Source organism: Rhabdonatronobacter sediminivivens (genome assembly GCF_013415485.1).
Classification (GTDB): Bacteria; Pseudomonadota; Alphaproteobacteria; order Rhodobacterales; family Rhodobacteraceae; genus Rhabdonatronobacter; species Rhabdonatronobacter sediminivivens.
Genome location: NZ_JACBXS010000006.1, coordinates 1 through 22,623 on the forward strand (window position 1 = coordinate 1; position 22,623 = coordinate 22,623).

Sequence of the window (22,623 nt, forward strand, 5' to 3'; positions counted from 1 at the left end):
CGCCCGCGCCCCGGCGGCGCCTGCGCTGCCCCCGGGCGCCGGTGCCGGGGGGCCGCCGTTGCCGGGCGGCGGGGGGCTGTCCTGCAGCCTGCGCACCACGTCTTCGGGGCTGGGCAGGTCGGCCACATGGGTCAGGCGGATCACCGCCATTTCCGCCGCCATCATGGCGTTCGGGGATATCTGCACTTCTTCGAGCGCCTTGAGCAGCATCTGCCAACTGCGGCTGAGGATCCGGATCGGCAGCCGTGCGGCCATATCGGCCCCGCGCTGGCGCTCATCAGGGCCGATTGTGGGGTCATCGCTGCCATCGGGCGTGATCTGGATGACGCTCAGCCAATGCGCGATCTCGGCCAGGTCCCGGAGGACTGCCGCCGGGTCGGCGCCATCGGCGTATTGCGCGGCCAGTTCCGCCAGTGCGCCCGCGGCATCGCCGCGCATGATCGCGTCGAACAGGTCCAGCACCCGCCCGCGATCGGCGAGGCCCAGCATGGCGCGCACCTGTTCAGCCTCCACCGCGCCGGCGCCGTGGCTGATCGCCTGATCCAGCAGCGACATGGCATCGCGCACCGAGCCTTCGGCCGCCCGCGTGATCAGCGCCAGCGCGTCGTCGCTGATCTGTCCGCCTTCGGCATCGGCGACGCGGCGCAGATGGGACAGCATCACCTCAGGCTCGATCCGGCGCAGGTCGAATCGCTGGCAGCGCGACAGCACCGTCACCGGCACCTTGCGGATCTCGGTGGTGGCGAAGATGAATTTCACATGCGCGGGCGGCTCTTCCAGCGTCTTCAACAGCGCGTTGAAGGCGTTGTTGGACAGCATGTGCACTTCGTCGATGATATAGATCTTGTAGCGCGCGCTGGCGGCGCGGTAGGCGACCGAGGCGATGATCTCGCGGATATCGTCCACCCCGGTGCGCGAGGCCGCGTCCATCTCCAGCACATCCACATGCCGCCCCTCGCTGATGGCGCGGCAATGTTCGCACCGTCCGCAGGGGTCGGTGGTGGGGCCGCCCTGACCATCGACACCGATGCAATTCAACCCCTTGGCGATGATCCGCGCGGTGGTGGTCTTGCCGGTGCCGCGGATGCCGGTCATCACGAAGGCATGGGCAATCCGGTCAGCGGCAAAGGCGTTCTTCAGGGTGCGGACCATGGCATCCTGACCGATCAGATCGGCAAAGGTTTCGGGCCGGTATTTCCGGGCCAGGACCTGATAGGCCGGTTTGGGGGGTGCCTGTTGCGCTTCGGTCATTGCCTGCCTGCGTGTCGTTCCGGCGCGGAGAGTAGCGCGCTTCGTGACGCTTGGCCACCGCTTCGCGCCGGGGATCGGTATGGGCAAGCAGCGCCGGGGCCGGTCAATGGGCGGTCCCCGGGGCGGGGCCGGGGGCGATCAGTGCGCGCGCGCGCGCCAGCCCGGCAAGGGTCATTTCGGTGTCATCACAGGTGCTGGTCGGCACCGCCAGATCGGCCAGCGCCCGGGCGTACTGCTCCGCCAGGCTTGGCGCGCCCAGCACGGCCACCCGCTGGCCCAGCCAATAGGGTTTCGCCGCGGCCAGTTCCGCCCCGATCAGCAGCCCGGAGAGCCGCGCCCGCCCTCCGGCGGGGGGCTGGCCCTGGATCAGCGCCTCTGCATGAAGTGTGAACAGGCGCGCGGCCAGACGCTCGGGCCGTTCCATCCCGGCGCGGACCCCGTCCACGAAGGCCGCATCTTCCCAGCCTGAAACAGAATCGCGCAGGATCGAATGCCCTTCCAGCAGTGCTGTCAGAGCGCCGGTGAGAAAGGTCTGGAAGCTGACCACCTCGCCCGCGCTCAGATGCACCCAGCGGCTCTGGGCGCCGGGCAGGCAGAGCACCCCGTCCCAGCCCGGATTGCGCGCCAGAAAGCCCGCGATCCGGGTTTCAGCGCCCAGCATCGCATCGGTGGGCTGCGCCTGCGACAGCCCGGGGACCAGATGCAGGGACAGGCGCAGGTCGCGCAGCGGGGCAGGGCGCAGCGTATCGCCCAAAGGGGTGCAGGGCACGGGGCGGAAACCGGCGGCGCCCCGGGCAGGGGCCAGACCGCAGGCCACCACCGGGAGGGTTCGGTCGCCGGGCAACCGCGTGCCCAGTGCCTCGATCACCGCCTGTCCCAGCGTGCTGGCGGTGGCGGCTGGCGTGGCCCCGCCAAGGGTGGTTTCCGCGGCATGCACCGGCGTGGGTCCGGCCATCGCCCAGATGCGCAACCGGGCCTCATCGATCTCTGCGCCGATCCAGTCGGGCTTGTTCATTCGGGGCGACTCCACATGCTGCGTGTTTCCGGTGACGGGGGCCTCTATGCCACGCTGCGCCGTCCGGGTCATCATCGGTCTGCGCCGCCGCGCCGTAACCGTCAGCGCCGGGTCAGCGCCATGTCAGCGGCAGGTTGAACCCATGGGTGCCGCGGATGCCCGACGGCGCGCGGGGCAGGCGGGCCCTTTGCACGGCCTGCATGGCCGCCCGGTCCAGTGCGGCATTGCCCGAGCCCGAAACCACCCGTGCCCCCACCAGACGCCCGTCGCTGGACACCTGCAACTGCACCTGCACGGTCCCCCGGGCCGAGGTTCCCGGACCGCGCTGCTGACGCTGGATCGCCGCGCGGATGCTGCCGCCCCATTGCGCCAGCAGCGTTGCGTCATTGTCGCTGCCGCTGCGCGTTTCGGCCCGGCCCTGGCCGCCCTGGCCCTGGTCAGCCCCCTGCGCGCGGCTGGAGGGGGCGCTGGGCGCAGGGCTGGGGGTGGGGCTGGGGGCCACGGGTTGCGCGGGGCTGGCCTGCGCAGGTGGTTGCGGGCGCTGTTGGGGGGCGCTGCGTTCGGGCCGGGGGCGCGGGCGGGTCTGTGGAAGCTCCTCAGGGGTGGCGTAGAGCTGCGGTGTCTGCGTTTCTGCCGGCGGGGGGGGTGCATGGTCCCGGGGCGCCTGCATGGCCTGCGGCAGCGCGGGCAAGGCCGCCGGGGCGCTTTCGGTGGGGCGGGGCATGTCGGGCGGGGGTGCGGCCTGGGGCGGGGCCATCGGGGCCGGGGGCGCGGGGGGCTGGACCAGCGGCTCTTCCCACTGGCGGACCAGCGCGGCAAGCTGCGGATCGGCTCCGGTCAGGGGGATGGACACCGCGCCGCCCTCGGTGCTGCCGCCTGCGCCCCCGGCATCCTGCCCGCTTTCGGGCTGGGCCAGCGAGAACATCGCCAGATGGGCCACCAGCGCAACCGAGGTGAAGCCCAGAAACTCCATCCCCGCCTTCATGGCGTCGTCGCCCCCGGGCGCACGACAAGGGTGACATCCGACATGCCAGCAGCGCCCAGATCCCGCAGCGCCCGGGCCAGATCTGCCGCCGGAAGTGCGGCATCGGCATGCAGGGTGACAGGGGCGCGCGCCTCGGCCAGAGCGGCCAGTGCCGCATCGCCCCCCGTGCCATCCGCCAGCACCATCCCCTGCGGCCCCAGCCACGCCGCCTGCGTGACGGGGTCCAGCGGGTCCGTGTCCAGTGTCACTACCGGCGGGGTGGTGTCCACCGGGTCCGGCGGGGCGATCTGCGCGGTCATCAGGAAGAAGATCAGCAGCAGGAACACCACATTGATCATGGGCACCACGCTTTCGCGCATCGGGCGGGGCGGGCGAGGGGGGGACAGATCCATCGGCTCAGGGCTCCATCACCACAAGCTGCGCGATCCCGGCGCCCTGCAGCAGCGCGGTCACATCGGCCAGCGCCTGCACATCGGCGCCTTTACGCGGGCGCAGGATGACCGGCGCATCCGGCGCGGGCATCAGCGCTGTCAGGGCATCGGGCAATGCCTGCGCAGGGGTTTCGACCCCGTTGAGCCAGAGCGCGCCTTCGGCGCCGAATTCCACCAGCCGGGGCGGGCCTTCATAGGTGGCGCCCCCGCCTGCGCCGGGGCTGAGCGCGATCCCCGCATCCGCCCCGAATCGCGCAGCCAGCATGAAGAAGACCAGCAGCAGGAACACCACATCGATCATCGGGGTCAGGCTGGGACGGCGCGCGGGGCGCGGGTTGGCCAGTCGGAACATCAGGCCACCCCCCGGGGCGTGGTGAAGACGCGGGTGGCCAGATCCTCCATATCGCCCTGCACCCGGTCGCAGATACTTTCGAACCAGCTCAGCGCCATCGCGGCCGGGATCGCCACCGCCATGCCTGCGGCGGTGGTCAGCAGCGCCTGCCAGATGCCACCGGCCAGGGCTGCGGGGTCGGCGCGGTTGCCCGCGGCCTGCAGCGCCTGAAAAGCCTCGATCATGCCCAGCACCGTGCCCAGAAGGCCGATCAACGGGGCGATGGTGGCGATCAGCTCCAGCGCGCGCAAGCCGCGCCGGGCCTGCATCAGGGCGCGCTTGCCGATGCGCAGGGTTTCCTCGCGCGCGGCGGGCTCGGGCATGGTGCGGTCGGTGCTGGTTTCCATGGCGCGGCGGCTGATGCGCGCGCGCAGCCCGCGCCGGCGCGCCAGTCGGTCCAGCGCTGCAACGCGCGCGCCGCGTTGCCAGTCGGCCACGGCCAGTTCCGCCGGGCGGCGGGACCACGCCCCCAGCCGCGCCAGATCCCAGAACTTCCACAGGATCAGCGCCAGCGTGACTACCGACAGCGCCGCAATCACCCACAGCGCAGGGCCGCCGCGTTCCAGAAAGGGCACAAGCTGCGACAGATCCATGGCTTATCCTCCGCTTGCCGGGCCGATTGTGGCCTGCCAGTCGCGCGCGCCCGCCAGGGTGGCGGTGTAGACCGCGCGGCCCAGCGCCTCGCCCAGGGGCGTGTGCAGCCCGGCGTAATCCTGCGCCCCCGGTGGCGCGGCAATGGCGATGCAGTCGGTGCCGGTCCCGGTGGCATGGCCGCTGCCATCGGGCAGGGGGTGGCGCGCGGTGAGGATGGCGGCGGTGCGCGCTTGGGTCGCGATGCTCAGCGCCTCCAGCAGGCCGGTTTGCGACATTGCCGCGCCCAGCTTGACCGCCAGATTGATGGTGCCGAAGCGGGCGGGTGCCACCTCACGGTCCCAGTCGCGGCCCGAGCGGTCCAACCGATGCCCCACCTGTTCCGAATTCGACAGGCCCACGGTCGCCACGGCCTCGACCGTGATGCCTTCGACGCAGGCGCGGGCAGTGCTGTGCGCGCGCAGATCGCGCGAGGTCAACATGCAGACGACCTCCTGCGTGCCAAGTTGCTGTGCCAGCCAGCGGGGGACATCCAGATCGGCGGGCAGATCGGCATTGCGCACCTGCCGCCACAGGATGCGCCGGGCGGTCTGAAACCCGGGGCGATAGGGCGCCCAGCTCAGCACCTGATGCGGCGCGCCAAGGTCATACGCCAGCCAGGGCGGGTCCAGATGCAGGCTCATGGCACCACCCCCAGCGGCTGGCAGATGGGGCCGTGATCGGTCTGGGCGTAATAGGCGCGGATATGAAAGACGCGGGCCAGCAGGTCTGGGGTCAGCACCTGTTCGGGCGGGCCATCGGCGGCGATCCCGCCGCGCCACAGCACCACCAGCCGGGTGCAGAACCGCGCCGCCAACCCCAGATCATGCATCGAGGCGATGACCGTGCGCCCGTCGCGCGCCTCGGCGGCCAGCGTCTCCATCAGGCCGATCTGATGCGCTGGGTCCAGCCCGGCGGCGGGCTCATCGACCATCAGCAGCGGGGTCGCCTGCGCCAGGGCGCGGGTGATCAGCACGCGGGCCTGCTCCCCGCCCGAAAGCTGGGTGGCGATGCGGCTGCGGAACGCCTGAAGCCCCATGCGGTCGATGGCGCTGTCGATGGCGGCCTGATCGGCAGGGCCGGGGCGCTGGCCGCTGCCCATATGCGGCAGGCGGCCCAGCGCGATCAGGGTGTCCACCGTCACCGGCCAGGCGATCTCGCGCGCTTGCGGCAGCCAGGCGGCGGTGCGCGCCCGCTGCGCCGGCGCCAGCGCCGACAGCGAGGACTGCCCCCGATGCGCCATCAGCCCCAGCGCGCCGCGCATCAGCGTGGTCTTGCCCGCGCCATTGGGGCCCAGCAGGCCCACGAACTCGCCCCCCCGGACCGACAGCGAGATATCGCGCAGCACGTCGCACGGCCCCCGCGCCACGGCAAAATCCTGAAGCTCCAGCCCGCTCATAGCCCCTGCGCCCGTGTCTTGTAGATCAGATGCAGGAACAGCGGCGCCCCCACCAGCGCGGTCAGCACCCCCAGCTTCAGGTCGCGTTCCGGCAGGATCAGCCGCACCGCAATATCGGCCATCAGCACCAGCGCCGCCCCCCCGATGGCCGAGGCCGGCAGCAGCGCCGAGGGCCGCGCCCCCACCAGCGGGCGCAGCACATGCGGCACCACCAGCCCCACAAAGCCGATCGCGCCTGCCACGGCCGTCGCCGCCCCCACCATCGAGGCCACCCCCAGCACCAGCAGCAACCGCAGCCGCGCCAGATGCACCCCCATCGAGGCCGCCGCATCCTCGCCCAGCGTCAGCGCGTCCAGCGCCCGCGCCTGGGTCAACAGCACCAACGCGCCCAGCGCGATGAAGGGCGCGGCCAGCAGCACATGATCCATGGAGCGGTCCACCAATGAGCCCATCATCCAGAACACGATTTCCGAGGCCGCGAACGGGTTGGGCGAGAGGTTCAGCACCAGTGACGTCAGCGCCCCCGCCAGCGCCGACACGGCAATCCCCGCCAGGATCAGCGTGATCGACCCGCCGCGCGCGCCCGCCAGCATCAGGATCAGCAGCACCGCCACCACCGCGCCCGCCAGCGCCGACAGCGGCAGCGCAAACAGATACGCCCCCGCAAAGCCCGTCTGCAACGCCAGCACCGCCCCCAGCGCGGCCGAGCCCGAAACCCCGATCAGCCCCGGCTCGGCCAGCGGGTTGCGCAGATAGCCCTGCATCGCCGCCCCCGCCAGCCCCAGCGCCGCCCCTACCAGCACCGCCAGCAGCGCGCGCGGCAGGCGGATTTCACGCATCACCAGCGTTTCGGCCAGCCTGTCGCCCCGGATCAGCGCCGCGAGCGAGTCCACCGGCGACAGCCCCGCCGGGCCAATCAGCAACGAGGCCGCAAACAGCCCCGCCACCAGCAGCGACAATATGGGCAACAGCAACCGCGTCATGGCGTATCTGCCGCGTCATGCAGATCGACCAGCCGCGCCACCGCCCCCAGCACTGCCGGGGTGCCGCAGATCCATTCGGCATCCGACAGCGCGCCGGCGGCATGGCGGTCGCGCAGAGCCTCCATCGCCGGATGGCGCAACACCTCTTCGGAGCGCGAGGCGCCAGGATACGCCTGCCCCGAGATCACCAGATCCGGCATCAGCATCACCAGCCGCTCCATCGCCAGCGTGCCGCCCCCCGCCAGACCGGCCTCGGCGGCGATGTTGCGAAACCCGGCGGCGGTCAGGATTTCATGGGCCAGCGAATGCTCGCCCGAGGTATAGTTGTTCGCATAATGCAGGGCCGCGCGGGGGGCGGTGCTGCCATGGCGGCGCAACCGCTCCAGGGTGGCGGTAAACTTGGCGGCCTGCGCCTCGGCCTCGGCCTCGCGCCCCAGCAGGGCGCCGACCGCGCGCAGGTTGCCTGGGATGCCCTCCAGCTTGGTGACCACCGGCAGCACCGCAACCTCCACCCCCAACCGCCGCAACAGCCCCACCGTGTAGGCCGAGGTGAACTCCCCCGCCAGCACCAGATCCGGCTGCAGGCGAAACACCTCCTCGGCCTGGCCATGGTTGACCGGGTATCCCAGCGCGGTGTCCAGCATGACCGACACATTCGGATCATGCGAGATATGCGACACCGACAGCAACTGCCCCGGCGCGGCCAGCATCATGGCCAGCTGATCGGTGCACAGGTTGATGGACACCACCCGTTCGGGCGGTGCGGCGGCCACGGCCCCCGCCCACAGGGCGAGGGCTGCGGCCATGGCCCTAGAAACGTGCGGCCAGGCCAACATACACCGCCCGACCGGGGGTCTTGTAGCCCTGGATCTGCTGGTAATCGCGGTCCAGCAGGTTGGTGACCCGCAGCGACAGATCGGTGCTGTCACTGACCGCATAGCGCAGCCCCAGGTCCACCGTGGTAAAGCTGCCCAGCCCCCCGGTGCGCCCGGCCAGAGTGCTGGCCGAGACCGAGCCGCGCAGATCCTCGGTCAGCTGCATGGTTGCCCCCAGCGTCAGGTCATGGCGCGGCACCCGCGCCACCCGCTCACCCGAATTCGGCCCTTCGGTGATCTTTGCCTGGGTGTAGGTGTAGGAAAGCGTGCCTTCGAGTGTGTCGGTCACGGGCAGCATCGCCTCCAGCTCCAGCCCCCGGCTGCGGGTGGCTTCGATCTGGGCATAGCGGTTGGTGGCGAAATCATAGTCGATCCGGTCATCGATCTTCACCTGGAAGGCCGTGGCCGAAAGCCGCCCGCCATTCATCAGCGAGACATCCGCTCCCAGCTCATACGACAGGCTGGTTTCCGGCTCCAGATCCGGATCGCCGAAATTGCTGAACAACTCGAAATTCGAGGGCGCACGGAAGCCGCGCGCGACCTGCCCGCGCAGGGTGGCGCTGTCGGTCGCCTGCCAGGCCAGGCTGACGCGCCCGGTGGTGAACCCGCCAAAGCGCGAATGGTCATCCTGACGCAGCGCCACGGTCACATCCAGATCGTCGCTGGGCCGCGCCACAAGCTGGGCGAAGGCGCCCATGATCCGCGTGCGCGCATCCAGATCGCCAAAGTTTCCGGTCTGGTCGTATTCCTCGCGCTCCCAATCGGCACCGTAGACCAGGGTATAGCCCGGCGCGATCTCGCTCACCCCTTTCCAGTCCAGCCGCGTGCGCTGCCCGGTATAGGTGTTGTCGCTGGGAGAGATGAATTCCTCAGGGTTGGAGACATCCTCGATATAGCGCCGCTCCACATGGTAGCGGGTGACCCCGATCTCCTGCCGCCCGATCTCCAGGTCAAGCTCGGCAAAGGCGCGCGCGCCCCATTGGCGCCAGTCGGCCACCGCGTCCGATTCCGGGTCGGTCGCGGCAAAGCCGAAGCGCTCATTGGTGTCGTATTCGGTCCGTGACCGCTGCACGAAGGCCGTCACCCCCAGCGCAAGCACATCGGTGGCCTGATAGCGGGCCGCCAGGTTCAGCCGCGATTGCCGGTAGCCATCGCGTTCGGCATCCGGGTCATAGACGACGCCCCCAGGCGTGCCCTCATAGGCCGTATGCCCGCCCGTCCGCTGATGCGACAGGCCCAGCGCCAGTTCCAGCCGGTCCATGCGATAGGCCAGCCCATAGTTTGCCCGAAGGGAGCGGTAGCTGCCGCCCTCAAGCTCGATATTCTGCACGAACCCGTCCTCGTCGGCGCGCAGCGTGGTGATATTGACCACCCCGCCCACGGCGGACCCGCCATAGAGCGCCGATTGCGAGCCGCGCAGAACTTCGATCCGGCTGACATTCGACAGCCCGATCTGGCCGATATCGGTCTGCGTTTGCGTGTTCGACGGATCATCCACGCGGATCCCGTCGATGAAGGTGGCGATGTAGCGGGCATCCGCGCCCCGAATGCGCAGACTGGCGGGCGATCCGGTGCCCCCGGCCTGGGTCACACTGACCCCCGGCAGCCGCTGCAGCAACGACGTCATGTCGTTTGCGCCGCTGTCGCGGATATCCTCGCGCGTCAACACGCTGACCGACGCGCCCGAGCGCTGGATCTCGGTTGCCGTCAGATTGGCCGAGAAGGTGATTTCATCGAGGTCGATGACCTGCTGAGCGCTGGCCGAGAAAGCCAAAACGCCTATCAATGCGGTTGAGGCGCAAAGCCCCAGGGGATGTTTCTGCATCTGCAACACCCTTGAAAGACCCATGCGGGCCTTGGAACGTGGAATGTCTGGCGGATGCTCGCGCACCGCAGACGGCGAAGGATGTCACCGCTACGGCCAAACCGTTACCCATGGCGCCGCCCGCGCCCGGATAGGGTGATCACCTCGGCAGGTCTCCTGACTCGCGGGTCTGCGCTTTGCCGGGCCTTCCCATGGTCTTGCACCACAGTGGCATGTGCCGACATCACTCGCCGCTTACAGTTGCGGGGGCAGTCGCGGATTGACGCCCGAAAGGCGCGCACCGTGTTCCCTTTTACCGAAGCGCAAAGCGCCCGGACCGAAGCCTTTCCCGCTTATCCGCCATGACCGGGTTTGACAATCCTTTTCGCCGCCCCATCTCCCCCCGGTCGTGGGTGTGGCGCGAAGACCGCACTGCGCCGATCCGGCATCCGTGCACGCGCCGGCATGGCTCGCGTCTGATGGCCCGCGCCTGCGCTGAAGCGCACCGCATGCAGCCGGAACAACGGCCATGCCCAACGGGATGAGCCGCGCCGACAGGCGGGCGAAGACGGGCGGGAGCCCCCCGCGCACCGCAGCGCAACCTACGGGGTCAGCGTGACAGGCACGCGCGGATGAAATCCCCGGTCTGGCGCAGCGACTCGCGCGCCTCGGGCAGCCAGCCGGGAAAGAACTGCCAGACATGGGGCAGGTTGCCGCGTATGTCGCAATCCACGCGAACACCCTGCGCCCGCAGCCGCTCGGCCATGCGCAGCGTGTCGTCGCGCAGGATCTCGGTCCGTGCCGCCTGCAGGAACACCGGCGGGGCGTCATCGAATTGCCCGAACAGCGGTGAGATGCGCGGGTCCGCCGGATCGGCACCCTGCAGGATCCGCGCGCGCAACCGTTCCAGCCGTTCTGCAGGCAACAAAATCTCGGACCGCGCATTCCCTGTCAGGGAAGCGCCAGACAGCGTCAGATCGGTGAAGGGAGAAAAGGCGAACACCCCCGCCGGCCGTGCGGCTCTCGTGGTGCACAGATGCGACAGAAGCGCCAGCGCCAGCCCCCCGCCCGCAGAATCACCGCCCAGGATGATCTGCTCCGGGGCATGTCCTCGCGCCAGCAAGGCGTGCCAGGCGGCGCAGGCATCCTCGAATGCGGCAGGGAACGGATGCTCCGGCGCCAGCCTGTAGGCGGGCAGGCACAGCGCCACCCCCGCCCGCCGCGCCAGGTAGCGCGCCAGCGGCGCATGGGTGCGCGGGCTGCCGGTGACATAGCCGCCGCCGTGGAAATACAGCACCACGGGCGCCCCCGGCTCGGGGCAGGCTGTCCAAAGCGCGGGCAACGCACCCAGGGCCTCGGCGTGAAACTCCCGCCAGGGCCGCCCGCGCGCGTTCAGCCAGGCCCCGAAGGCAAAGGCCCGGCGCGCGCTGTAACTGTCCCGCTGCCGACGCAGGGACCGCTTGACCCCCAGCCGAAGGAAGACCCGCAGCGCCTTGAGTTGCCAGCTCATCCGCCCCGGCGCCGGGCCTCGATCGCCTCCCAGATACGGGCGGCAACATTGATGCCGTCAAACCGTTCCAACTCCTGAATGCCGGTGGGCGAGGTCACGTTGATCTCGGTCAGCCAGTCGCCGATGATGTCGATCCCCACGAAGACCTGCCCCTTCTCACGCAGAAGCGGACCGATCGCGGCGCAGATCTCACGGTCACGGTCGGTCAGGGTCACCTTTTCGGGGCGCCCGCCGACATGCATGTTGGACCGCGTCTCACCCGCCGCCGGAACGCGGTTGATCGCGCCCACCGGCTCTCCATCCACCAGGATCACCCGCTTGTCGCCTTTTTCGACGGCCGGCAGAAACTTCTGCGCGATCAGCGGCTCGCGGCTCAGACCCGCAAACAGTTCGTGCAGGGACGCCAGGTTGCGATCATTCGGGTCCAGCCGGAACACGCCCGCCCCGCCATTGCCATAGAGCGGCTTCAGGATGATGTCCCCATGTTCGGCCTTGAAGGCGCGCAGCGCGGCCAGATCGCGCGCGATCATGGTCGGTGGTGTCAGTTCCGGAAACTTCAGCACCAGCAGCTTTTCGGGGTAGTTGCGCACCCAGAAAGGGTCATTCACCACCAGTGTCCCCGGGTGGATCATGTCCAGCAAATGCGTAGTGGTGATATAGCCCATGTCAAAGGGCGGGTCCTGGCGCAGCCAGACCACATCCACCGCGCCCAGGTCCTGCGCGCGCGCGGCGCCCAGGGTCACATGATTGCCCCGCTCGCGCCGAACCTCCATCGGTTGGCCCCAGGCGCTTACGCGGCCTTCATTGAACCGCAGGTGATCGGGGGTGTAGTGAAACAGTTCATGTCCGCGGGCCTGCGCTTCCTCGGCAAGCCGGAAGGTGCTGTCGGCGTCGATATCGACACCCCCGATGTGATCCATCTGAAAGGCGATCTTCAAGCTCATGGTCCGCTCCGGCTGCGCAGTGAAGGATCGCCCACGCGACCCGATCCCCTAGATGACGCCCTTCGCGGTCAGATGCAATGATCTGCACGGTATCACCGGGGTGCGCGCGCACCCCGGTGCCGTTCGGGACCGGGCGCCCGGGATGCTGGCCAGATCAGGGGCCAAAGGCGTTTTCGATCAGCTGAATGCGCCCCATGCTGTCCACCAGCGCAACGTCAAACCGTGTTTCGGTGTTCATGGCAGTGGGTTCGCCGGCCAGAAACTCGCCAGCGGCGGCGAAAATACGGTTTGCCTGCCGCTCGGTGATCCGCGCAAGCGCCCGTGAGAAGTCGCGGCTTTTCTTGACTTCGACAAAAACCAGCATGTCCCCGTCGCGCAGGATCAGATCGATCTCGCCGCCCGCGCCGCGCCAGCGGCGCGCGACCAGATCCAGCCCCGCGCGCAGATAGGAGGCAGCAACCCCCTCTTCGGCACATAGCCCCGCATGATACGAAACCGCCCCGCTCATGGCGCGTCCCGTAGGCGCAGCGCGGTCTGATAGACATCGCGCCTTGGCAGGCCCAGCGCCTCGGACACCTGGGCCACGGCGGCCTTGAGCGGTTGCTTTTCCATTGCCTGCATCAATCTCTCCTCAAGAACCTCGGCGCCGGATGTCTGCGTGCGTTGGCGATCTACCAGCACCACGATTTCACCCTTCAGCGTCCGCCCGGACACCGTTTCAGCCAGGGCGCCGAGGGGCATGCGGAGCACTTCTTCGAAGCGTTTGGTCAGTTCCCGGCACAGTGCTGCCTCCCGCTCAGCACCGAAGACTGCCACAAGATCCCCTAACATTTTCTGAATCCGATGCGGGCTTTCGTAGAAGACAAGTGTTGCGGGTATTGTTGCCGCCTCTTTCAGGAATTTCTGCCTTGCGCCTGCCTGTGCTGGGGCGAAGCCCATGAAGCAGAACCGGTCACTGGGCAGCCCCGAGACCACCAGCGCGGCCAGCAGCGCCGAGGGGCCCGGGGCGGCGTGGACGGCGAACCCCTGGGCGAGTGCCTCGCGCACCAGCTGGTAGCCGGGATCGGCGACCATGGGCGTGCCGGCTTCGGCGGCATAGACCACCGATTCGCCGCGCTTGAGTGCTGCAATCAGCCGCGGACGCATCTGCGGGCCGTTGTGATCGTGATACGGCAAAAGCGGGCGCTGGCCGATCGCGATGCCGTGCAGCTCCATCAGGCGGCGCAGGCTGCGGGTGTCCTCGGCGGCCAGGATGTCGGCGCCGGCCAGCAGGTCCAGTGCGCGCAGGGTAATGTCGCGGGCGGCGCCGATGGGGGTGGCGATCAGATGCAGCCCGGGTGGCGCCTTGGGCGTGGGGCTGGCCCGGGACGGCTGCGCGTCTTCGGATCGGTTTGCGGCCATCCGCCTGTCTCCTATTCGCAAGTTTACTTCGGGGGGGCAACTGCGTAGTGTCGCGGGCATTCACGCCTGTTGCAAGCCGGGAGAGTGCCATGGTCAAACCCTTGTTTACGCGAATCGCGGACAGAGTGTCCCGGTTCCTGCCCGTTCTGTCTTCGGCGCGCAGCTTTATCGCCTGTCGGCATGTGGCGCTTCCGGCGGTGGCGCTTTCGGCCAGCATGGCGCTGGCGGCCTGTGATCCGGCCGCCATGCAGCCTGGCGGGACCGCCGACCGGGGAGCGGCCAGCGGCCCGGTGCAGGTGGCGCTTCTGGTGCCGGGCGAGTCCTCGGACTCGGGGCGCAATGCGCTGGCGGCCAATCTGGAGAACGCGGCACGTCTTGCGATTGGTGATCTGCAGGGGGTCGAGATCGATCTGCGGGTCTATCAGACCGCCGGGAATGCCGACCGCGCTGCCTCCGAGGCCGCACGGGCGGTCAATGACGGTGCACAGATCATCCTCGGGCCGGTGTTTTCCGGCTCTGCCGCGGCGGTCGGGCGCACCGTGGCCGAGCGCAATATCAATGTGCTGAGCTTTTCCAACAACACCGAGATCGCGGGCGGCAATGTCTTCGTACTGGGGCATACCTTCGAAAACACCGCCCAGCGCCTGCTGGCCCATGCCGCGGAGCAGGGCAAGGGCCGGGTCATGGTGGTTTCCGAGCGCAACGAGGAGGGCGAGGTCGCCCAGCGCGCGATCCAGCGCGCCGCCGCGCGCACCAATGCCACCATCGCGGCCACCGAAAGCTACTCCTTTTCGCAGCAGGGGGTGGTGGATGCGCTGCCGCGGATCTCCTCGGCGGTGCGGTCCTCGGGGGCGCAGTCGGTCTTCTTTACCGCCAATTCCGCCGGTGCGCTGCCGCTGCTGGCGCAGTTGCTGCCGGAAAACCGGGTGTCGCCCTCGGACTATCAGTTCATGGGGCTGACCCGCTGGGATATCCCGCGTGAAACGCTGGAGTTGAGCGGCCTGCAGGGCGGGTGGTTCGCGCTGCCGGACCCCAGCATGATGCGCCAGTTTGAAACCCGCTACCGGGCACGTTTCGGGGCAGATCCGCATCCGATTGCAGCGCTTGGCTATGACGGCATTGCTGCGGTGGGTGCGCTGGCCCGCAGCCGCGGGTCGGACCGGTTCTCGCGCGCGAACCTGACCCAGGGGTCGGGCTTTGCGGGGGTCAGCGGTATCCTGCGGCTGCGGCCGGACGGCACCAATGAACGCGGGCTGGCCGTTGCCGAAATCCAGAACAACGAGGTTGTCGTCATTGCCCCAGCCCCGCGAAGCTTTGCCGGAACCGGTTTCTGAGCCGCTCCCGCGCGATATCTCGCCTGACGCACCGCAGCCGGGGCCGGTCTTTCCGGCCCCGCCCGCGCAGGAAGACGGCCTGATCCTGCCCCCGGCAGAGTTGGCTGACGTGCCCGCAATGGAGCGCCGCCTGCTGGACGCGCTGCAGGGCAGCCGCGGCACGCGGGAAACCCGCGCCGCGGTCGTTGCGGTCCTGTCCGAGGTGCTGGCCCGCGGCAACGCCGCGCTGGAAGCCGCCCTGCGCGCCCGCCCGCTGGAGGCCCGCGCCTATGTTGCCGCGCAGACCTGGCTGACGGATCTGGTGGTCACCACCGCCCTTCGGGTGGCGCAAAACCACCTGCATCCCAACCCCAATCCTTCGGAGGCGGAGCGCATCGCCGTGCTGGCCGTGGGGGGCTACGGGCGGGCGGAAATGGCGCCGCATTCGGATGTGGACCTGCTGTTCCTGGGGTCGTGGAAGATCACCGGGCGGGTGGAGAACGTCATCGAATCCACGCTCTACATCCTGTGGGATCTGAAGCTGAAGGTCGGCCATTCCAGCCGCACCGTCGCCGACTGCCTGCGCCTGGGCAAGGAAGACTACACCATCCGCACGGCCCTGCTGGAACACCGGTTCCTGTTCGGCAACAAACCCCTGGCAGACAATTTGCATGATGAGCTGTGGTCCGGCCTGTTCGCCCGCACCGAACGGGATTTCATCGAAGCCAAGCTGGCCGAGCGCGCCGAGCGCCACCAGAAGCAGGGCGGCCAGCGCTATGTGCTGGAGCCCAATGTGAAGGAGGGCAAGGGCGGGCTGCGCGACCTGCAGACGCTCTACTGGATCGCCAAATACCTGCACCGGGTCGAACAGGCCGCCGAACTGGTGGAGCTGGGCGTCTTCCGCCCCGAGGAATACAGCGCTTTCCATGACGCCGAGACCTTTCTCTGGGCCACGCGCTGCCATATGCACCACATCACCCGCCGCCCCGTGGAGCAGCTGACCTTCGACCTGCAGCCCGAGGTCGCCGAGCGCATGGGCTTCACCGATCACAGCGGCCGGCGCGCGGTGGAGCATTTCATGCAGGCCTATTTCCGCCACGCCACGCGGGTGGGCGAGGTGACGCGCATCTTCCTGACCGGGCTGGAGGCGCGCCTTGTCAAGCGCGAGCCACTGCTGCGCGGCCTTTTTCGCCGCCGCCGCAAGCTGCGTGACGGCTTTGCCATCGAAAACAACCGCATCACCTTTGCCGAGCCTGACACCGCGCTGGACGATCCCATCGCGCTGCTGCGCATCTTTGACGAGGCCTTGCGCACCGGGCATCTTTTGCACCCTGATGCCATGCGCCTGATCACCGCCAATCTGCACCGGATCGATGCCCGGCTGCGCGCCAGCCGCCGGGCCAACATGCTGTTCATGAACATGCTGCTCAAACGCGGCAACCCCGAACGCGCCCTGCGCCGCATGAACGAGGTCGGCGTTCTGGGCGCCTTCATCCCCGAGTTCGAACGCATCGTGGCGATGATGCAGTTCAACGTCTATCACCACTATACGGTGGACGAACACACCATCCAGTGCATCAGCACCCTGGCGCAGATCGAACGCGGAGAGCTGATCGAGGAGCTGCCCATCGCCTCGCGCATCCTGGAGGAAGGGGTGAACCGGCGCGTGCTCTATGTGGCGCTGCTTCTGCATGACATCGGCAAGGGCCTGCCCGAGGATCACTCGATCATCGGCGCCCAGATCGCCCGGCGCCTGGCCCCGCGCTTCGGCCTGACCCCGGAGGATGCCGAAACCGTGGAATGGCTCGTGCGCCACCATCTGCTGATGTCCGACACGGCCCAGAAGCGCGATATCTCGGACCCGCGCACGGTGCGCGATTTCGCCCGCGCGGTAAAATCGCGCCGGCGGCTGGACCTGCTGACGGTGCTGACGGTCTGCGATATCCGCGGCGTCGGCCCCGGCACCTGGAACAACTGGAAGGCCATGCTGTTGCGCCAGCTTTACCGTGACACGGCCGATGCGCTGGAAAACGGGCTGGAGGCGCTGAACCTGGAGAAACGCGAGGGTGCGGCCAAGCGTGCCCTGCGCGAAGCGCTGGCCGATTGGTCCCGCGCCGATCTGCGCACCGAAACCGCCCGCCACTATGGCCCCTACTGGCAGGGCCTGCCCACCGAAACCCAGGTGGTTTTCGCCCATCTGCTGCGCGGCATCTGCACCTGTGAAATACGCATCGATCTGCACCCGGACCCGGCGCGCGATGCCACCCGCGCCTGTTTTGCCCTGTCCGATCACCCCGGCGCCTTTGCCCGTCTGGCGGGCGCGCTGGCGCTGGTGGGCGCGAATATCGTCGATGCGCGGACCTATACCTCCAAGGACGGGTTCGCGACGGCGGTGTTCTGGATTCAGGACGGCGAGGGCCACCCCTATGAGGAAGCCCGCCTGCCGCGCCTGCGCAAGATGATCGAACGCACCTTCGCCGGCGAGGTCGTGGCCCAGAAGGCGCTGGAGGACCGCGACAAGATCCGCAAGCGCGAGCGCCGCTTCAACATCCCCACGAACATCAGCTTCGACAACGAAGGCTCCGAAATCTACACGATCATTGAGGTGGACACCCGTGATCGCCCGGGCCTGCTGCATGATCTGACCCGGACGCTGGCCGAGAACAACATCTATATTGCCAGCGCCGTGATTGCGACCTATGGCGCGCAGGTGGTCGACACCTTCTATGTGAAAGACATGTTCGGGCTGAAGCTGCACACCAAATCCCGCCAGGAGGCGCTGGAACGCAAGCTGCGCGCGGCCATCCGCGCCGGGGCCGAGCGTGCGCAGGCATGAAACGCCCCCGCCACCCCATGCCCGAGGACGTGGTGCGGCGGCTGGAGGCCGAAGGGCTGCGCGCCGCCTATGACGCGCGCCCGCCCTATCAGCGCAACGACTGGCTGGGCTGGTTTTCAGAGGCCAAACGCCCCCAGACCCGCGCCCGCCGGATTGACGGCATGATCGGCGACTTGCGCGCGGGGCATGGCTACATGGGCATGCCCTGGAACCCGCCCGAGGCGCGAAAGGCCCGCCAGTGACACCCATCCGACTGATCAGCGGCTTCCTGACCGTGGGGCTGTGGACGCTCTTCAGCCGTATCTTCGGCTTTGTGCGCGATGTGGCCATCGCCGCCTATCTGGGCGCCGGCCCGGTGGCCGAGGCCTTCCTGATCGCCTTTGCCCTGCCCAACATGTTCCGCCGCTTCTTTGCCGAAGGCGCGTTCAACATGGCCTTCGTGCCCATCTTCGCCAAGAAGCTGGAACAGTCCGAGGACGCGCTGGGCTTTGCCCGCAATGCCGCCGCAGCGCTGGGCATGTTCCTGCTGGGCTTTTCGGTGCTGGCGCATCTGGCCATGCCCTGGCTGGTCATGGCCATGGCCTACGGGTTCCGCGGGGATGAGCGGTTTGACATGGCGGTGCTCTACGGGCGCATCGCCTTTCCCTATATCCTGTTCATCTCGCTGGCGGCGCTGCTGTCGGGGGTGCTGAACTCCATCGGGCGTTTTGCCGTGGCGGCGGCGGTGCCGACATTGCTGAACGTGGTGTTCATCGCCGCGCTGGTGCTGGCGGATTGGCGCGACTGGCCGGTGGGGGATGCGCTGGCCTGGGCGGTGCCGGTGGCGGGGGTGGCGCAACTGGGCGCGCTGTGGTGGTCGGCGGCGCGGGCGGGCTTTGTCATCGCCCCGCAATGGCCCCGGATCACGCCCGAGATGAAGCGCCTGTTGCGCATCATGGGGCCTGCGATCCTGGCAGGCGGCGTGGTGCAGATCAACCTGCTGGTGGGCCGCCAGGTCGCCAGCTTCTTCGAAGGCGCGGTGGCCTGGCTCAGCTACGCCGACCGGCTTTATCAACTGCCGCTGGGGGTGGTGGGCATCGCCATCGGTGTGGTGCTGCTGCCGGACCTTTCGCGCCGGTTGGGCAATGGCGACACGGCGGGGGGGCGCTGGTCCTTCAGCCGCGCGCTGGAGTTTTCGCTGGCCCTGACCCTGCCCTCGGCGGTGGCGCTGATGGTGATTGCGGGGCCGATCGTTTCCGTCCTGTTCGAACGCGGCCAGTTCGGGGCGGCGGATACGGCGGCCACGGCGCTGGCGCTGGCGGTTTACGGGGCGGGCCTGCCTGCCTTCGTGCTGCAAAAGGTGCTCCAGCCGCTGTATTTCGCCCGCCATGACACGCGCCGGCCCTTCAACTACGCGGTGGTGGCCATGGTGGTGAACGCAGTGCTGGCGGTGGGGCTGGCCCCGGTCATGGGATATATCGCGGCGGCGCTGGCGACATCGGTGGCGGGCTGGGTCATGGTCTGGCAACTTTGGCGCGGGGCACGGCCTCTGGGCGAGGCGGCGCAGCCCGATGCGCGCTTCACCCGGCGCCTTTGGCGGCAAGTCGCGGCATCGCTGGCCATGGGCATGGCGCTCTGGGCGCTGATGCTGGTGCTAGACCCCTGGCTGATCCAGAGCGGGGTGCGCTACCTTGCGCTGGCCGCGCTCATCCTCGGTGGCTCAGTGGTTTATTTCGTCGCGGGCGCTGTCCTGGGCGCATTCAACCTGTCCGATTTCCGCAGTGCCCTGCGGCGCAAGTCCCGGGGCTGAGCCCTAGGCCAGGCAGACAGACGCCCCGGCGCCCTGGCGCCGGGGCAGCGCCCATGCGGCGCCGGGTGGGTGGGTGGGGCGACGCATGGGCGCTGCCTGTACCCGGCCCCAGGTTGCACCCGGCATGGAAGGGAAGCGCGCCACCAGCCTCTGCCAGACCGCTCAGTCGGCCACCTTCGCCGCCTCCAGCACCGGCGCGCCCCGTGCCGTCAGGACCAGCGCGCCTGCATCGTCCAGACGATAGCCGTCAACGCTGGCCAGAACCTCGACCAGTTTCCGTTCCTCGGCCGCCAGATCATCCGGGCAGGCCATCAGGGTCGATGCCATCTGACGGAAATCCAGCATTCCCCCATGACGGGTATAGCTTCCGATCATCCGGTTGCAGCCCAGCCCGGCACTGACCCGGCCATCCGGGGTGAACCCGATCGTGGCGTCCTCGGGCGCTGACACCGGAGCACCGTTCAGGGTCCTGATATCCCAAAGCTGCACCAGATCCGCTTGTGACGAGAGAAGGCTGCACTCGGGCAATTCCTCTCCCGCGATGGAAACCAGCGCGCTTTCGCCCCGGCTCCAGACCCAGGTATCGGCATCCTGCGGATCCTCGAACCGCGCGCCCGAGGCCGCGGGCGCTGCCTCCAGCAGCCAGACCCCGTCACTGCCCCGCAACCGCGCGCCTTCGGGTATGATCCCGAACTCCAGCAAGCTGTCGCCGCAGCGCAACAGGCTGGCAAAGCCCATGGGGTCGCTGTGGCGCGCGCGGATCTCGCCCAGGTCCAGATCGTCTTCGCCGGGTACAACCCCCTGCGGCAGGGTCAACCACAGCGCGCCGTCGGGCCAGCGTAACCCGGCGCGCAGGGTCAGCAGTTGGTCGGCTGGGACCTCCAGCGCGAACGCCAGCGGCACCTGTGCGCCGTCCGTGGGTACGCGCAGCGCAGCCAGTGCGCGCTCCTCTTCGTCCAGCGCCTCGACCATCAGCAGGCTGCCCTCGGGCAGGGCGATGCGTTCGAAATAGGTGATGGCGCCTGCCAACGTGCGGGTGTCGGCCAGTGCCGGCAGCGCAAGCGCAAGGCTCAGCGCGGCTGTCAGGGCAGGGGGGAGCAAAGGGTGTGTCATCATCGTGGCCTTGTGCAATTTCATATGCGCCCAGTGTAGCTGCATTGCGCCGGGGCGTCATGGGCGCGGTCGGGCAGGTTGATAGCTGCTGCCTATCGAATTACGGATAATTGATATTGACCGAGCGACAAATGCCCCGTTACATTGTATACCAACCAAGCAAACTAGCGATATGGGAGCCAGGAACATGGCCTTGGACGAAGGAAACGGTGTCTGGAAGTCGGGGCGCGGGCGCGGACGGCGCACCCCCAAGGGCCGCCAGTATGACGACCAGGCGCTGGAAGAGGTGCAGGCCCTGCTGGGCGAGCGTCCCCGCCGCCGCGACCTGCTGATCGAATTCCTGCATCTGATTCAGGACCGTTACGGGCATCTGTCCGCGGCGCATCTGCGTGCGCTGGCGCATGAGATGCGTCTTTCGATGGCCGAGGTCTGGGAGGATGCCAGCTTCTACGCGCATTTCGATCTGGTGAAGGAAGGCGAGACCCCGCCCCCGGACCTGACGATCCGGGTGTGCGATTCGCTGTCGTGCGAACTGGCCGGGGCGCAGGCTTTGAAGGACGCGCTGGAGGCCGGGCATGACCCTTCGAAGGTGCGCGTGCTGCGCGCGCCCTGCATGGGCCGTTGCGACACCGCGCCGGTGGTGGAGATCGGCCACCGCCATGTGGACCACGCCACGCCCGAGACTATCGCCGAAACCATCGCCGCGGGCGATTTCCACGCCGTGATCCCCGATTACGAGCGGTTGGAGGCCTATCGCGCCAATGGCGGCTACGCCGCGCTGGAAGAGCTGCGCCAGAACGGCGACTGGGAAGCGGTGCAGGAAAAAGTGCTCGAATCCGGGCTGCGCGGGCTTGGCGGCGCCGGGTTCCCTTCGGGCAAGAAATGGGGCTTCGTGCGCGCCAACCCCGGCCCGCGCTATCTGGCCGTCAATGGGGATGAGGGCGAGCCCGGCACCTTCAAGGACCGTTACTATCTGGAGCGCGTGCCGCATCTGATGCTCGAAGGCATGCTGATCGCCGCATGGGCGGTCGAAGCCGACAAGTGCTTCATCTACATGCGCGATGAATACCCTGCGGTGCTGCATATCCTGGCCGAGGAGATCGCCGCGCTGGAGGCGGCAGGGATCGTGGCGCCCGGATACATCGACCTGCGCCGCGGCGCAGGCGCCTATATCTGCGGCGAGGAATCGTCGATGATCGAATCGATCGAAGGCAAGCGCGGCCTGCCCCGCCACCGCCCGCCCTATGTGGCGCAGGTGGGCATCTTCAACCGCCCCACGCTGGTCCACAATGTCGAAACTCTGCACTGGGTGGCCCGCGTCTGCCGCGAAGGCCCCGAGGTGCTGAACAGCACCGAGTTGAACGGACGCAAGGGCCTGCGCAGCTATTCGGTCAGTGGCCGTGTGGCGAAGCCGGGCGTGTACCTGCTGGCCGCCGGGTCCACCATCCGCGACGTGATCGAGGCCGCAGGCGGCATGGCCGAAGGCCACACGCTGAAGGCGTATCAGCCGGGCGGGCCGTCTTCGGGGCTGTTGCCCGCGTCGATGGACGACATCCCGCTGGATTTCGATACGTTGCAGCCGCATGGCAGCTTCATCGGGTCCGCCGCCGTGGTGGTGCTGTCGGACAAGGACAGTGCCCGTGCCGCGGCGCTGAACATGCTGCGGTTTTTCGAGGATGAAAGCTGCGGGCAATGCACGCCCTGCCGCTCGGGTTGCGAGAAGGCGGTCAAACTGATGCAGGCCGACACATGGGACCAGCCGTTGCTGGAAGAGCTGTGCCAGACGATGGTTGATGCCTCGATCTGCGGGCTGGGGCAGGCGGCGCCGAACCCGATCCTGCTGACCATGAAACACTTCCCCGAGGAAGTCTGATGCCTGCCTGTCCCATAACGGCCCGGGGGTTTCCCGGCCCGGGACACCGCCGGGCCGCGCTCCCACCCGCCCACCCGCGC

At 68.6% G+C, this 22,623-nt stretch carries 21 protein-coding genes and 1 riboswitch; of the genes, 5 read left to right on the forward strand and 16 right to left on the reverse strand.

The genetic code is table 11. The features are described from left to right. The 15 genes from HUK65_RS03900 to rsmI all read right to left on the reverse strand — a co-directional run. Window positions 1–1,338: DNA polymerase III subunit gamma/tau (locus HUK65_RS03900; RefSeq protein ID WP_268839249.1), on the reverse strand; the 1,338-nt coding region annotated here is incomplete at its 3' end. A gap of 16 nt (window positions 1,339–1,354) precedes the next feature. Then, a complete protein-coding gene (locus HUK65_RS03905; RefSeq protein WP_179904833.1) occupies window positions 1,355–2,266 on the reverse strand; it encodes a 2-dehydro-3-deoxygalactonokinase in 912 nt (303 codons plus the stop codon). 112 nt (window positions 2,267–2,378) lie between these two features. Beyond that, a complete protein-coding gene (locus tag HUK65_RS03910; RefSeq protein WP_179904834.1) occupies window positions 2,379–3,251 on the reverse strand; it encodes an energy transducer TonB in 873 nt (290 codons plus the stop codon). Continuing rightward, window positions 3,248–3,610, reverse strand: a complete 363-nt coding sequence (locus HUK65_RS03915; RefSeq protein WP_235441753.1) for an ExbD/TolR family protein — start codon at window positions 3,608–3,610, stop codon at window positions 3,248–3,250. Before HUK65_RS03915 ends, HUK65_RS03910 begins: the two co-directional genes overlap by 4 nt. A gap of 37 nt (window positions 3,611–3,647) precedes the next feature. Then, entirely contained in the window at window positions 3,648–4,034 is a 387-nt protein-coding gene (locus tag HUK65_RS03920; RefSeq protein WP_179904836.1) for an ExbD/TolR family protein, read from the reverse strand. Then, on the reverse strand, window positions 4,034–4,666 hold the full coding sequence (locus tag HUK65_RS03925) for a MotA/TolQ/ExbB proton channel family protein (RefSeq protein WP_179904837.1): 633 nt from the start codon (window positions 4,664–4,666) through the stop codon (window positions 4,034–4,036). The genes HUK65_RS03920 and HUK65_RS03925 overlap by 1 nt, the downstream gene beginning before the upstream one ends. A 3-nt stretch (window positions 4,667–4,669) precedes the next feature. After that, window positions 4,670–5,347 carry an adenosylcobinamide amidohydrolase gene (locus tag HUK65_RS03930; RefSeq protein ID WP_179904838.1) on the reverse strand — a complete coding sequence of 226 codons (678 nt, stop codon included), beginning with the start codon at window positions 5,345–5,347 and terminating at the stop codon, window positions 4,670–4,672. Beyond that, window positions 5,344–6,102 (reverse strand): ABC transporter ATP-binding protein, encoded by a 759-nt coding sequence (locus HUK65_RS03935; RefSeq protein ID WP_179904839.1) that lies wholly within the window; start codon window positions 6,100–6,102, stop codon window positions 5,344–5,346. The genes HUK65_RS03930 and HUK65_RS03935 overlap by 4 nt, the downstream gene beginning before the upstream one ends. Beyond that, entirely contained in the window at window positions 6,099–7,085 is a 987-nt protein-coding gene (locus HUK65_RS03940; RefSeq protein ID WP_179904840.1) for a FecCD family ABC transporter permease, read from the reverse strand. Before HUK65_RS03940 ends, HUK65_RS03935 begins: the two co-directional genes overlap by 4 nt. Further along, complete coding sequence (locus HUK65_RS03945) at window positions 7,082–7,891, reverse strand: ABC transporter substrate-binding protein (protein WP_235441754.1); 810 nt, start codon at window positions 7,889–7,891, stop codon at window positions 7,082–7,084. The genes HUK65_RS03940 and HUK65_RS03945 overlap by 4 nt, the downstream gene beginning before the upstream one ends. Before the next feature lie 4 nt (window positions 7,892–7,895). Continuing rightward, the gene (locus tag HUK65_RS03950) at window positions 7,896–9,785 is read right to left on the reverse strand and encodes a TonB-dependent receptor plug domain-containing protein (RefSeq protein WP_179904842.1); all 1,890 of its coding nucleotides are present in this window, start codon (window positions 9,783–9,785) and stop codon (window positions 7,896–7,898) included. Between the two features lie 129 nt (window positions 9,786–9,914). Next, window positions 9,915–10,121, reverse strand: a riboswitch (cobalamin riboswitch). Between the two features lie 253 nt (window positions 10,122–10,374). Then, window positions 10,375–11,274: an alpha/beta hydrolase gene (locus tag HUK65_RS03955; protein ID WP_179904843.1), complete on the reverse strand. Its 900-nt coding sequence runs from the start codon at window positions 11,272–11,274 to the stop codon at window positions 10,375–10,377. Further along, window positions 11,271–12,218, reverse strand: coding sequence for a glutathione synthase (gene gshB / locus HUK65_RS03960; protein ID WP_179904844.1), 948 nt, complete (start codon window positions 12,216–12,218; stop codon window positions 11,271–11,273). Before gshB ends, HUK65_RS03955 begins: the two co-directional genes overlap by 4 nt. 154 nt (window positions 12,219–12,372) lie before the next feature. Next, complete coding sequence (locus tag HUK65_RS03965) at window positions 12,373–12,726, reverse strand: YraN family protein (RefSeq protein ID WP_179904845.1); 354 nt, start codon at window positions 12,724–12,726, stop codon at window positions 12,373–12,375. Further along, window positions 12,723–13,619, reverse strand: coding sequence for a 16S rRNA (cytidine(1402)-2'-O)-methyltransferase (gene rsmI, locus HUK65_RS03970; protein ID WP_179904846.1), 897 nt, complete (start codon window positions 13,617–13,619; stop codon window positions 12,723–12,725). Before rsmI ends, HUK65_RS03965 begins: the two co-directional genes overlap by 4 nt. 89 nt (window positions 13,620–13,708) lie before the next feature. On the opposite strand from rsmI, the gene HUK65_RS03975 reads away from it, so the two are divergent. The 4 genes from HUK65_RS03975 (at window position 13,709) to murJ (ending at window position 19,557) form a co-directional block, all read left to right on the forward strand. Further along, window positions 13,709–14,953: a penicillin-binding protein activator gene (locus HUK65_RS03975; RefSeq protein WP_179904847.1), complete on the forward strand. Its 1,245-nt coding sequence runs from the start codon at window positions 13,709–13,711 to the stop codon at window positions 14,951–14,953. A 118-nt stretch (window positions 14,954–15,071) separates the two neighbouring features. Beyond that, the gene (locus tag HUK65_RS03980; protein WP_235441759.1) at window positions 15,072–17,768 is read left to right on the forward strand and encodes a [protein-PII] uridylyltransferase; all 2,697 of its coding nucleotides are present in this window, start codon (window positions 15,072–15,074) and stop codon (window positions 17,766–17,768) included. After that, window positions 17,765–18,010, forward strand: coding sequence for a YdeI/OmpD-associated family protein (locus HUK65_RS03985; protein ID WP_235441755.1), 246 nt, complete (start codon window positions 17,765–17,767; stop codon window positions 18,008–18,010). Before HUK65_RS03980 ends, HUK65_RS03985 begins: the two co-directional genes overlap by 4 nt. Then, window positions 18,007–19,557, forward strand: coding sequence for a murein biosynthesis integral membrane protein MurJ (murJ, locus tag HUK65_RS03990; RefSeq protein ID WP_179904849.1), 1,551 nt, complete (start codon window positions 18,007–18,009; stop codon window positions 19,555–19,557). Before HUK65_RS03985 ends, murJ begins: the two co-directional genes overlap by 4 nt. Before the next feature lie 162 nt (window positions 19,558–19,719). Here the strand turns inward: murJ and HUK65_RS03995 are convergent, their stop codons facing one another. Continuing rightward, window positions 19,720–20,670, reverse strand: coding sequence for an META domain-containing protein (locus HUK65_RS03995; protein ID WP_179904850.1), 951 nt, complete (start codon window positions 20,668–20,670; stop codon window positions 19,720–19,722). Window positions 20,671–20,857: 187 nt separating this feature from the next. Between HUK65_RS03995 and HUK65_RS04000 the strand changes: the two genes are divergently transcribed. Beyond that, window positions 20,858–22,543, forward strand: coding sequence for an NAD(P)H-dependent oxidoreductase subunit E (locus HUK65_RS04000; RefSeq protein WP_179904851.1), 1,686 nt, complete (start codon window positions 20,858–20,860; stop codon window positions 22,541–22,543). Window positions 22,544–22,623 lie beyond the last annotated feature (80 nt).

Coding starts and splice junctions, on each gene's coding strand:
- gshB (WP_179904844.1), bottom strand. CDS start 12,218: ATGAGCTTGAAGATCGCCTTTCAGATGGATCACATCGGGGGTGTCGAT.
- HUK65_RS03975 (WP_179904847.1), top strand. CDS start 13,709: ATGGTCAAACCCTTGTTTACGCGAATCGCGGACAGAGTGTCCCGGTTC.
- HUK65_RS03965 (WP_179904845.1), bottom strand. CDS start 12,726: ATGAGCGGGGCGGTTTCGTATCATGCGGGGCTATGTGCCGAAGAGGGG.
- HUK65_RS03905 (WP_179904833.1), bottom strand. CDS start 2,266: ATGAACAAGCCCGACTGGATCGGCGCAGAGATCGATGAGGCCCGGTTG.
- HUK65_RS03945 (WP_235441754.1), bottom strand. CDS start 7,891: ATGGCCGCAGCCCTCGCCCTGTGGGCGGGGGCCGTGGCCGCCGCACCG.
- HUK65_RS03935 (WP_179904839.1), bottom strand. CDS start 6,102: ATGAGCGGGCTGGAGCTTCAGGATTTTGCCGTGGCGCGGGGGCCGTGC.
- HUK65_RS03995 (WP_179904850.1), bottom strand. CDS start 20,670: ATGACACACCCTTTGCTCCCCCCTGCCCTGACAGCCGCGCTGAGCCTT.
- HUK65_RS03955 (WP_179904843.1), bottom strand. CDS start 11,274: ATGAGCTGGCAACTCAAGGCGCTGCGGGTCTTCCTTCGGCTGGGGGTC.
- HUK65_RS03925 (WP_179904837.1), bottom strand. CDS start 4,666: ATGGATCTGTCGCAGCTTGTGCCCTTTCTGGAACGCGGCGGCCCTGCG.
- HUK65_RS03910 (WP_179904834.1), bottom strand. CDS start 3,251: ATGAAGGCGGGGATGGAGTTTCTGGGCTTCACCTCGGTTGCGCTGGTG.
- HUK65_RS03940 (WP_179904840.1), bottom strand. CDS start 7,085: ATGACGCGGTTGCTGTTGCCCATATTGTCGCTGCTGGTGGCGGGGCTG.
- HUK65_RS04000 (WP_179904851.1), top strand. CDS start 20,858: ATGGCCTTGGACGAAGGAAACGGTGTCTGGAAGTCGGGGCGCGGGCGC.
- rsmI (WP_179904846.1), bottom strand. CDS start 13,619: ATGGCCGCAAACCGATCCGAAGACGCGCAGCCGTCCCGGGCCAGCCCC.
- HUK65_RS03930 (WP_179904838.1), bottom strand. CDS start 5,347: ATGAGCCTGCATCTGGACCCGCCCTGGCTGGCGTATGACCTTGGCGCG.
- HUK65_RS03915 (WP_235441753.1), bottom strand. CDS start 3,610: ATGCGCGAAAGCGTGGTGCCCATGATCAATGTGGTGTTCCTGCTGCTG.
- HUK65_RS03950 (WP_179904842.1), bottom strand. CDS start 9,785: ATGCAGAAACATCCCCTGGGGCTTTGCGCCTCAACCGCATTGATAGGC.
- HUK65_RS03985 (WP_235441755.1), top strand. CDS start 17,765: ATGAAACGCCCCCGCCACCCCATGCCCGAGGACGTGGTGCGGCGGCTG.
- HUK65_RS03980 (WP_235441759.1), top strand. CDS start 15,072: ATGGAGCGCCGCCTGCTGGACGCGCTGCAGGGCAGCCGCGGCACGCGG.
- HUK65_RS03920 (WP_179904836.1), bottom strand. CDS start 4,034: ATGTTCCGACTGGCCAACCCGCGCCCCGCGCGCCGTCCCAGCCTGACC.